At 59.7% G+C, this 6,103-nt stretch carries 3 protein-coding genes and 1 pseudogene; all 4 read left to right on the forward strand.

Annotation, left to right across the window (positions count from 1 at the left end):
• The first annotated feature begins 120 nt into the window (after positions 1 to 120).
• Positions 121 to 1,011, forward strand: a complete 891-nt coding sequence (locus tag WBB95_RS14735) for an SDR family oxidoreductase (RefSeq protein WP_424488249.1) — start codon at positions 121 to 123, stop codon at positions 1,009 to 1,011.
• A 1,157-nt stretch (positions 1,012 to 2,168) separates the two neighbouring features.
• Positions 2,169 to 2,357: pseudogene (locus WBB95_RS14740) on the forward strand (HAMP domain-containing protein); the annotation flags it as partial.
• Positions 2,352 to 3,221 (forward strand): methyl-accepting chemotaxis protein, encoded by an 870-nt coding sequence (locus WBB95_RS14745; protein WP_424488251.1) that lies wholly within the window; start codon positions 2,352 to 2,354, stop codon positions 3,219 to 3,221. The pseudogene WBB95_RS14740 and the gene WBB95_RS14745, both read left to right, overlap by 6 nt.
• A 90-nt stretch (positions 3,222 to 3,311) precedes the next feature.
• A complete protein-coding gene (gene mdeB / locus WBB95_RS14750) occupies positions 3,312 to 6,002 on the forward strand; it encodes an alpha-ketoglutarate dehydrogenase (protein WP_424488250.1) in 2,691 nt (896 codons plus the stop codon).
• Positions 6,003 to 6,103: the final 101 nt, after the last annotated feature.

Consider the following 6,103-nt stretch of genomic DNA (forward strand, 5'->3'; position numbering starts at 1 on the left):
CGTCAAACTCAGTTGATCCTGGGGTGCGCCGTGCTCTTCAAAGGGCAGGGCGCACTTCACCTGTGGCGTTGAAAATCTTGTATCGATCGCGCCATGGTTTCCTTTCAGGAGATAAATCCATTGATTCTTATCACCTCGGCCAACGGTAACCAGGGCAAACGGCTGGTGCCCAAACTGCTCGCGTCCGGCCATCCAATACGGGCATGCGTCAGATCCGAATCCTCCGCTGAGCAACTGCATAGGCTCGGCGTACACCAAGTGCTGGTAGGCGATCTCGCCGATCCGGCGTTTATTGCCCAGGCCATGAAGGGCGTCAAAAGCGTGTACCACATCGGCCCGACGCTGCATCACGACGAACGCGCGATGGGCTTCGCCATGATTGATGCCGCCAGAGCAGAGGGTATCGAGCACTTCGTGTTCAGTTCTGTGCTGCACGCGATCGCCAGCGACTTGATCCAGCACGAAATCAAGCGCGACATTGAAGAGCACCTGCTGTCTTCCGGGCTCGAATACACCATTCTGCAACCCGCCAATTACATGCTGCCAACACGATTGAAAGCCGTGTTCGAGGAAGGCGTGTTCCGCTTGGCGTGGTCGCTGGACAGACGCCAGTCGATGGTCGATCTGGAAGACTTTACCGACGTGGTTGCGTTGGTGCTGTCTGACCGCGAGCGTCACGGCGGGGCAACCTACGAGTTGGTCGGCCCCGGACGTTTCACCGCGCATGAGATTGGTGCGGTTGCTTCGAAAGTGGTGGGTCGCGAGATCAAGGTCGAGCGCTTCGACGTCGAGGTGTTTGTCCGCGAACGTTTCGGTAATCTTGAGCCCGAAGCGCTTGCGCATATGTTGCGGATGAACCTGGCGATCGCCAGGCATTACAGCAACCACGACTTCGTCGGTAATTCCAATGTGCTGTCCTTTCTGCTGGGCCGCGCGCCGACGACGTTCGAAACGTTTGTCCGCAGGGAATACGCATGTTTCAAGGAAGGTCTGAAAATCCTTTCCGATTGAAGCTCCCAGCGTATTTCTGTTCCCTGAGCCGCTCGTGCAATGCGACGGCTCACGTGTAAATCCAAGGCTATTAGCGTTTCAACTGACTCCCATCTTTATTGGCCATTGGCCGAGCCGCACGCCTACGCGATAGGCTCCAAACGTTAGAAATGCAGCGCCTCTGAATCCAAAAAAACAACAACAAGAAGCCCCCATATGCTCAGTTTTCCTTGGTGTTCTCTGCCGTTTCCGTTCGGCTTCGGATTTGCCTCGCCAGCGTGCCAAGGTGCGTTCCGATGATGGGCCGCGCACTCGGCAATCTGTCGGTTGGCAGCAAGCTGTGGCTGGGTTTTGGCTTGGTGTTGTTGTCCACATTGGCCGTAGCAGCGACAGCGTTTTACGCCTTCAACGTACTCGAAACCCGCACCAGGAAGATGAACGATGTCGCCGCCGTTGAATCGTTGATTCTGCAAGCGCAGGTCGCGGTCAAGGCTTTCGGCCTGAACCTGGCCGAGGACGAAGCCAACAAGGTCGCCGGGCTTACCGCCGAGCTGGTTGCGTTGCTGGAAAAAACGCAAATGGACAGCGGGCAGGGAGCCTCCAAAGAAGCTACCCGCCATTATCTCTCCCAGTTCGAACGGTATGCCCAGGCCCAGCGCGATGCCCGCGAGGCTCGCCTGCGCATGCAGCAACTGGCTCAAGTGGTGGGTGAACGTTTCACCGTAGTAATGCTCGATCAACTCGACGCGGTCAACCTGCTGGCTTCGCGGGCCCAGCCGGCGGACCCGGTACGTATGTTGCAACTGGAACAAGCCTCCACGCTGCGCGACAAACTGGCGAACCTGCGTGACAGCGAACTCTATTTCACCCTGCAAGGCAGTACCGAAGATCACAACGCCTGGGAAGCGCGGGTCATTGAACTGCGCTCTTACATGGAAAATCTCGAACTGCGCCTCGAAGGCTCCGAGCGCGAATCGCTGACCCAGGCCCGTACAGCGTTGGATGAATACCGCGCCGCGTTCAATGGTTACGCCGCGAGCCGTGAGCAAACCAGCGACAGCGAGGGGGCAATGAACGGCGCCGCTGAGAAAGTCAGTCAATTGCTCAGTGAAGTTCGCGCCACACAGGTTCAAGCCTCGCAGGCGATGGAGCAGCGGGTATCGCGGCTTTTGGCGGGAATGGTGTTGTTGGCGCTCGCCCTTGGCGTCGGCGCGAGTTTGTTGATTCGTCACTTGATCCTGCAACCGCTGCGCCAGGCGGTTGAGTTGACTCGCCGCGTAGCGTCGGGCGATCTCAGCGCCCAGATCGATGCCGCCGGACGCCGTGATGAGCTGGGCCAGTTGCTCGGCAGCGTCGGCGTCATGCTGGAAAGTTTACGTGGGCTGATTGGCCGGATTGGCCAGGGCGTCGGGCAATTGAACCACGCCGCCGACAGTCTGGCGCAGGTCACCGAGCGCACGCGTCAAGGCGTCGACTCGCAGCGTGAAGAAACCGAACTGGCGGCCGCCGCGATGCAACAGATGGCCGCAACGGCCCAGGACGTTGCGCGCAATGCCAGTCAGACCCGCCATGCCGTCGAACAGGCCAATGATCAGGCGCGCAAAGGTGAAGCACTGGTGCATCAGGCGACCAGCAAGATCGGTCACCTGGCCGAAGAAATGAGCGGTTGTTCCGACGCCATGGGCTCGCTACTCAACGAAAGCGCAGCGATCGGCAAGGTGCTCGACGTGATCAGTGCCCTGGCCGGGCAGACCAATCTGCTCGCCCTCAATGCAGCGATTGAAGCAGCACGGGCCGGCGAAAACGGTCGTGGTTTTGCTGTGGTCGCAGACGAGGTACGCAACCTGGCCCGGCGCACGCAAACCTCCACTGACGACATCGCCGCCATCATTCAACAGTTGCGAATCGTCGCTGAACACGCCGCCAGCCGCTTGCAGGGCAGTCAAACGCTGACCGGCGAAAGCGTGGTGCTCGCCGCGCAAGCGTCACAAGCGCTGCAGGAAATCGCGGCGGCGGTGTCGACGGTCGAGCAGATGAGTCAGCAGATCGCGGCGGCGGCCGAACAGCAAAACGCCGTGGCCGAGCAGGTCGGTGAAAGCATGCAACGGGTGCGTGCGGTGTCTGAACAAAGCACTGCGGCCAGCGGCTTGCTCGACGCTTCGGTGCGCGGCCTGGAACAGGTGGGCGGCGCGCTCAACGCAGCTGTTGGTGGGTTTCGCACGGTGTCTTGAAACAGGTTCATTTGCAGTCATGAGGCTGAGTACGGCGGCACGTTCTGTCGGTTCATCTCTAAGCAAACAACAACAAGAGTGGAGGCAGATATGAGTTCGCTAAATGAAAATTCGATCCCTGGGTCGTTGGCTTCACTGGACAGCGACCGGGATGAAACGCAGGAGTGGCTTGAGTCGCTGGAAGCCGTCGTGCGCGATGGCGGCTCCGAGCGCGGCCAGTTTCTGCTCAAACAGTTAGAGCAACACGCAAGAGCACTTGGCATCACCTCGCATGTGCACCCGTACTCGGCGTATCGGAACACAATTCCGATTGAACGGCAGGGTCCCTACCCGGGGGACCTTGCTGTCGAGGAACGGATCACGTCGATCATTCGCTGGAATGCATTGGCCATGGTGGTGCGCGCCAATCAGGCCTACGGGGATCTGGGTGGGCATATCGCAAGTTATGCGTCCGCCGCAGAAATCTTCGAGGTCGGTTTCAACCATTTCTTCCGTGCCCGCGACGAAAGTCACGGCGGCGACCTGGTGTTTTATCAGCCGCACTCGGCACCGGGTGTCTACGCCCGGGCGTTCCTGGAAGGCAGGCTATCCGAGGAACAACTGGCCAACTATCGACAGGAAGTCGGCGGCAACGGCTTGAGTTCCTACCCACACCCTTGGTTGATGCCGGACTTCTGGCAGTTCCCGACCGGGTCGATGGGCATTGGTCCGATCAGTGCGGTTTATCAAGCACGCTACATGCGCTATCTCGAACACCGCAATCTGGCCGAAACCGCCGACCGGCATGTGTGGGGCGTGTTTGGTGACGGTGAGATGGACGAGCCTGAATCGATCGCCGGGCTCACGCTCGCGGCGCGGGAAAAACTCGACAACCTGACCTTTATCGTCAACTGCAACTTGCAGCGTCTGGACGGACCGGTGCGTGGCAACGGTCAGGTCATTCAAGAACTCGAAGCGTTGTTCACGGGCGCCGGCTGGAATGTAGTCAAAGTCATTTGGGGCTCGGACTGGGACCCGTTGTTTTCCCGGGACACCAACAACGCCTTGTTGCAACGCTTTGCCCAGACCGTCGACGGTCAATATCAGACGCTCGGTTCCAAGGACGGCGCCTACAACTTGCTGCACTTTTTCCAGCAGGATCCAGAGATCAAGGAATTGGTCTCGCACATGTCCGATGCCGAAATCGATGCGCTGAAGCGCGGCGGTCACGATTTCCGCAAGCTGCACGCAGCGTTCGCCGCAGCCAAAGCGCACAAGGGCCGGCCAACCGTGATCCTCGCCAAAACCAAAAAAGGTTACGGCATGGGCGGCGCCGGCGAATCGCGGATGACCTCGCACCAGGCCAAGAAGCTCGATATCGATGCGCTGAAGGCGTTCCGTGACCGTTTCGCGCTGCCACTCTCGGACGATGATGTCGCGCAACTGCGCTTCTATCGCCCGGCCGAAGACAGTCAGGAAATGCGTTATCTGCGTGAACGCCGAGTTTCGTTGGGCGGCTATATGCCAGCGCGGCAGAAGGGCAGCGAGCATGTCGCCATCCCGGCGTTGGCTGACTACGCACGTTTCGCCTTCGAAGCCGACGGCAAGGAAATGTCTACCACCATGGCCGTGGTGCGCATGCTGGGCGGTTTGCTCAAAGACAAAGAACTCGGGCCGCGCATCGTCCCGATCGTTGCCGATGAAGCGCGTACCTTTGGCATGGCCAACCTGTTCCGCCAGATCGGTATCTACTCGCCGCTCGGGCAACTTTACGAGCCAGAAGATGCCGGTTCGATGCTCTATTACCGTGAAGCCCGTGACGGCCAGCTATTGGAGGAGGGCATCACCGAAGCCGGTGCATTGTCTTCGTGGGTCGCTGCCGCGACGTCTTACAGCGCGCACGGCAAACCGATGCTGCCGTTCTACATCTATTACTCGATGTTCGGTTTTCAGCGCGTCGGCGATCTGATTTGGGCTGCGGCCGACCAACGCGCTCGTGGCTTTTTGCTCGGCGCCACCGCCGGGCGCACGACGCTGGGTGGGGAAGGGCTGCAACACCAGGATGGCAGCAGCCATGTGGTGGCGGCCACCGTTCCCAACTGCCGCGCCTATGACCCGGCCTTCGCCGGTGAGCTTGCGGTGATTGTCGACCATGGCATGCGCCAGATGATGGAACGCGATGTCGATGAGTTCTATTACATCACTGTGATGAACGAGAACTACGCCCAGCCTTCTTTGCCGACCGGTGTGGAGGATCAAATCATTCGCGGCATGTATCGCTATGCCGTGACGCATGCCCCGGCGTCGCGTGGAACCGTGCGGTTGCTGGGCTCCGGCACTATTTTGCGCGAAGTGATCGCGGCGTCTGAGCTGCTGGCAACTGACTGGCAGGTGTCCAGCGAGGTTTTCAGCGTCACCAGTTTCAGCGAACTGGCTCGTGAAGCTCGGGAAGTGGAGCGACGTAATCGTCTGAATCCCACTGAGCCTGAGCAAGTCAGCCATCTCTGCGCCTCGCTGACTGGCAACGCGCCGGTGATTGTCGCCTCCGATTATGTGCGCGCCTGGCCGCAACTGATCGCCAGTTACGTCGAAGCACGCTTCATCGCCCTGGGCACCGACGGCTTTGGCCGCAGCGATACCCGTGCCGCGTTGCGCAGCTTCTTCGAAGTCGATCGGCATCAAGTGGTGTTGGCTGCACTGGACGGACTGGTACGTGACGGCAGCTTGCCGCGTCAGGTGCTGGCCGAGGCCGTTGAACGCTATGGCCTGAAAGGTGATAGCCCGGCGCCGTGGACACGCTAATCGGTTTCTCTTCGCACGCGCTCAATGAGCGCTCCCTCCGTTGCGTGAGCGCGCAACGGATCTATTTCTGGGCGACCGTACGTCATGAGTGAAATCAGAGA

Origin of the sequence: Pseudomonas sp. (assembly GCF_049645325.1) — a bacterium.
Taxonomy (GTDB): Bacteria; Pseudomonadota; Gammaproteobacteria; order Pseudomonadales; family Pseudomonadaceae; genus Aquipseudomonas.